The sequence below is a fragment of the Actinomycetota bacterium genome (genome assembly GCA_018334075.1).
Taxonomy (GTDB): domain Bacteria; phylum Actinomycetota; class Coriobacteriia; order Anaerosomatales; family UBA912; genus JAGXSC01.
Window position 1 is genome coordinate 1 of record JAGXSC010000006.1, and the last position, 4,273, is coordinate 4,273.

A 4,273-nucleotide genomic window follows, 5' to 3' on the forward strand; every position below is an offset into this window, starting at 1 on the left:
GCCGATGTGGTAGTAGTTGATCCGCCCCGCAAAGGATGTGACCAAGCCCTCTTAGAAACTATCAGCAAAATGTCCCCGCAGCGAATCGTTTATCTCTCCTGCAACCCGGCTACATTAGCCAGGGATATCAGATTTCTGGCTGAAAATGGCTTTAACCCTGTTGAAGCACAACCTGTGGACATGTTCCCGCAGACAAGCCACGTTGAGAGTATAGTTCTGATGACGTATAGTGGTTTGAAGGGCAAATAAGGCAGGTTGACCACTATATGTAGTGGTTTTGGAGCAAAAAAAGGCCAAAAAAACGGGTCAAAAAGTGCATTTTTTGGCCTGATTTTTTAGGGGTTTTTATAGATGACATGATTTATGGGAGGGGTGTATTGATTGAAAACATTACTTTTTGGTAATGGCATTAACATAGAGTTTGGTGGTGCTGATAACTTAAGTAAATCAATAATTTTGAGAGCAATTAAAGGAGCCAAAGAAGCTGATTTTCCGGTCGATATAATTGTTGATGACCCTTCTCTAATCGTGTCATTATTAGGACATTTATTTTTGCAGGTAAGAGAAATATTGAATGGTGGGTATGATTCATATGCTTACACCACTGATCTAAAAGGTTGTCTTGATGACTTTAAAAGGAGGTACTCAATTAGGAAAAGCCTCAATGTTGCCACTATAGGATTTGAAGATTATTATTTATTGTATGACCTTATGTGCTATAAATATAAAATCAAAAATCCTGAAAAGTATCATATTCGGGAAGCGCTGAAATGCTTTTTCCTTTATTCAATATTTAATAACGGCAGAGTTAATCAAATATATAAAAGTTATCCAGCAAAATTAGCCGACTTTTTTAATGCCTTCGATGAACTATATACTACTAATTATGATGTTAATGTTGAGACATTTTCCAGGAAAAAGGTCAACTATTTACATGGAGCGTTCCATATCAAGGCAGATGTTTATGACCCCGATTCCATGCGTAATAAAATGTCCGACAGCCCAATTAAGGATTGTATTATTGATGAGAAATATTATTATTTATACTCAAATGCGTTGACTACGTATAGCGGATATTCAAAAATGTTTTCGATAAAGCAACATGGCGATGCAAACTCTGCGATGGATAAAATGGCGAAAGCATATCAGGAAAACGAAACAATAAAGGAAGCTGTTAACGTCTGGGAAAAGGATGCAAACGAGATTGTAAGGAAAATGGCAGAAGGCATAAAACTAAAACTTGGCGATAGCAATCTCGAGTTTAAAGAAACATATCCGATTAAAGAGTTTACTGCAATATCAGATGAGTTAAGCATAGTTGGTTTATCGCCCAATAATGATACTCACATTTTTAATATGATAAACGATAACGGATTATTAAAATCGATTGTTTACTATTTCTATGATTCAGAAGAAATAGATGCGGTATCTCAGTTGCTTAATAGTCATAAACTTGATTTTGTTAATGTGACTGAGCTCTGGAATCGATATAGGTAGGTGTATTATGGGGATAGATAAAAAAATAGAAATCATTAATGCTTTAGGTATCGTTATAGGTAGTGTCATGGATGCAACAGAAGCAATGACTGAATATTCTTCTCTCACTCTACCCAAGAAAAAATATCTTTATGGTGAAGCTCATAGGATTCTTAGAAGAAACAATAAACCATTTAATGAAGCTCAGCCGATGATGGTGGTAGATATAGGCGTTTGTGCAGCCGAAAACGGTGTTGACCCATTAACCATTATGTTAGCAAATCTAAATAAAGGTAAATAATTCGAGCCTAATTAAACGTAAAACGGTAAGATTGCGGGTGTATTTTCAAAACGAAGATACCCCGCTTTTTTTATGTCCTTTTTTAGGACTTCAAAATTAATGATACCAATAAAGAAAGGAGGAAATCAAAATGGCAATCGAAACAATGCGTATCTTTTTCCCTCTTAAGATTTTCTGCTATCCTCAGTATGACTGCATGGAGGATGAGAGGGAGGATATCTCACCAAGGGAGGCTGTGGCGTATGAGGATCAAATCCTCGCTGCCATCGCCAAGGAGAACCGGCACTTCGAGAATGACCGAGGACTTGCCGAGTACATTCACGACGAAGCTCTCAAGGAAAAGGTGTATAGTCTGTACCCGACAGTGGAGATTGTTGATGGCGAGCTGTGGGGAGTTATGGCTGCAGGACTGAAGGACACTCTGTCTGGAGAAGAAACCGCTGCGCTTATAGATTATGTATGCGGTCAAAATTCAGATGGGTACGGGGAAGGGTTCGAGCAGCGACCCATCAAAACGCCGGATGGCGAGATCTACGTCAGCTTCTGGAATCACGAAAACTATTCCTTAAAGCTTGAGGAGGAGATGAAAAACAACTCACCTGACCTTGGCTATGGAGGCCTAGTGATGCGATGAGTGAAAAGCAAACGGAAAAAATAGCGCTCTTTGGTTTCTTATGAAGCTGAAGGGCGCTTTTTTGTTACAGCAGATTGCTGTGATCAATACAACTAAATAAAAGAACAAGTAGGCGTTGTCTTTACAAAAAAGGCAGCGCCTTTTTTGTTTTTCTAAAGAAAGGAGCTGAACCATGAAGCATGATGTAACACCAGAAGAAAAAACAGGAGCCGGAGAAAACGTTCCTCCTGCAAAGCATTCTCTGCCTCTGCCTGAAGATACCGCCCGCTGTACCGGCTGTCCTTATCCAGGCGTCGGCTTTATCTGCTGGAGTCCTGACGGCTCCTGCATGAAAACCGACGTTGAGAAAATCAGCCGCCGGGGCAAAGGGAGGTGATGTATTGAACAGCATCATCAGTTGGGTGGGCGGCAAAAAGGCTCTGCGGGACATGATCTATCAGCGTATGCCGAAGGAATTCGGACGGTACATTGAGGTCTTCGGCGGCGGAGGCTGGGTGCTGTTCGGACGGCCTCCTGACGCCGCCATGGAGGTCTACAACGATTTCAATTCAGACCTGGCAAATCTGTTCCACTGCGTCCGCGACCGCCCCTTTGCTCTTCTCAAGGAGCTCAATTTCTTTCCGCTGAATGGGCGGGATGAATTCAATGTCTTAAAAAAATATCTGGAGAAGGAGGAATTCACGAACGAATACCTTCAAGAAGAACTGGATATCGCACAGAGAGTTCTCAGTGAGCCGCAGTTTGAAGAAATCAAACCGATCCTCCTGGAAAATGCACAGATGAACGATGTAAAACGCGCTGCTGCCTTCTATCGTCTCATCCGTCTAAGCTACGGAAGCGGATGCACCAGCTATGGATGCCAGCCCTTCGATATCCGGAAAACATTTCATCTTCTCTGGCAGGGCAGCCGGAGGCTTAAGAATACGGTCATTGAGAACAAGGACTTTGAAGCCCTGATTAAGCAATATGATCGTGAAAATGCCTTCATCTATTGCGACCCGCCATATTATCAGACGGAAGGACACTACGCCGTGGAATTTAAGAAAGACGATCACTATCGTTTGCGGGACACTCTTGCATCCTGCCGGGGGAAATGGCTGGTCAGCTATAACGACTGCGAATTCATCCGAGAGCTGTACAAGGACTTTAACATTGAGGCGGTCAGCCGCATCAACAACCTTGCCCAGCGCTATGACAACGGTTGCGAATACGCTGAAGTCCTGATCTCAAACTACGACACTGCCGAAAGGCTGAGTGACATGCCGTCCCAGATGAATCTCTTCGACTCCGAACTGTTACTTGACCCACAATTATAACCCCATCACGGGGATTAATTAAAAGGAGGAACACCCTAATGAAAATTATTAAAATGAAGTCAGAGGTAGACAAAAATGGTCAGATTGTTATTCCTGCAGAAGCCGTAGGCAATGCCGGGCTGAATCCCGGGGATGAGATCTGCCTCACCATGATGGTGCAGGAGGAAGTAAATCACCACTGCCCTCTGGTTCTTATCACATCTGAGGGAGTGGAGATTGCCGTCCCTCTCTTTGAATTGCAGAAGGATGACGAGAAATTTTCTCCGGAATATGAACTCCCGGAGGACGAACTGCATATACCCCACGAACTGCTGGAGTCTGCGGACATCCCATTAGACAGCAACTTGGATGTCATTTGTGCCGAGGGTGCCATTGTCATCGCTGCGTCGGATATCCTTGATCGTCTGCCAGACGAGCTTCGCGGGCTCTTCGAGAATCTTGGCATAGACCCCAGCACCGTTCGTGACGTTATAAGAAAGGAGGGATACTTCGTATGAAAGCAAAGCCCATTTATAAAATCATAGATGACAAGGGGCGTGTACTTAT

7 protein-coding genes are annotated in these 4,273 nt (G+C 43.0%); all 7 read left to right on the top strand.

From position 1 onward, the window contains the following. Positions 1 to 249, top strand: a 249-nt coding sequence (locus tag KGZ89_00510; GenBank protein ID MBS3973342.1) for a 23S rRNA (uracil-5-)-methyltransferase RumA, incomplete at its 5' end; no start/stop codon positions are given. A gap of 132 nt (positions 250 to 381) precedes the next feature. Next, positions 382 to 1,497, top strand: coding sequence for a hypothetical protein (locus KGZ89_00515; GenBank protein ID MBS3973343.1), 1,116 nt, complete (start codon positions 382 to 384; stop codon positions 1,495 to 1,497). Between the two features lie 7 nt (positions 1,498 to 1,504). Further along, positions 1,505 to 1,777 (top strand): hypothetical protein, encoded by a 273-nt coding sequence (locus KGZ89_00520; protein ID MBS3973344.1) that lies wholly within the window; start codon positions 1,505 to 1,507, stop codon positions 1,775 to 1,777. Positions 1,778 to 1,907: 130 nt separating this feature from the next. Further along, positions 1,908 to 2,411: a hypothetical protein gene (locus KGZ89_00525; GenBank protein ID MBS3973345.1), complete on the top strand. Its 504-nt coding sequence runs from the start codon at positions 1,908 to 1,910 to the stop codon at positions 2,409 to 2,411. A 172-nt stretch (positions 2,412 to 2,583) separates the two neighbouring features. Further along, entirely contained in the window at positions 2,584 to 2,787 is a 204-nt protein-coding gene (locus KGZ89_00530) for a hypothetical protein (protein MBS3973346.1), read from the top strand. Positions 2,788 to 2,791: 4 nt separating this feature from the next. Then, positions 2,792 to 3,727 carry a DNA adenine methylase gene (locus KGZ89_00535; GenBank protein ID MBS3973347.1) on the top strand — a complete coding sequence of 312 codons (936 nt, stop codon included), beginning with the start codon at positions 2,792 to 2,794 and terminating at the stop codon, positions 3,725 to 3,727. Positions 3,728 to 3,765: 38 nt separating this feature from the next. Beyond that, entirely contained in the window at positions 3,766 to 4,224 is a 459-nt protein-coding gene (locus KGZ89_00540) for an AbrB/MazE/SpoVT family DNA-binding domain-containing protein (GenBank protein MBS3973348.1), read from the top strand. Positions 4,225 to 4,273: the final 49 nt, after the last annotated feature.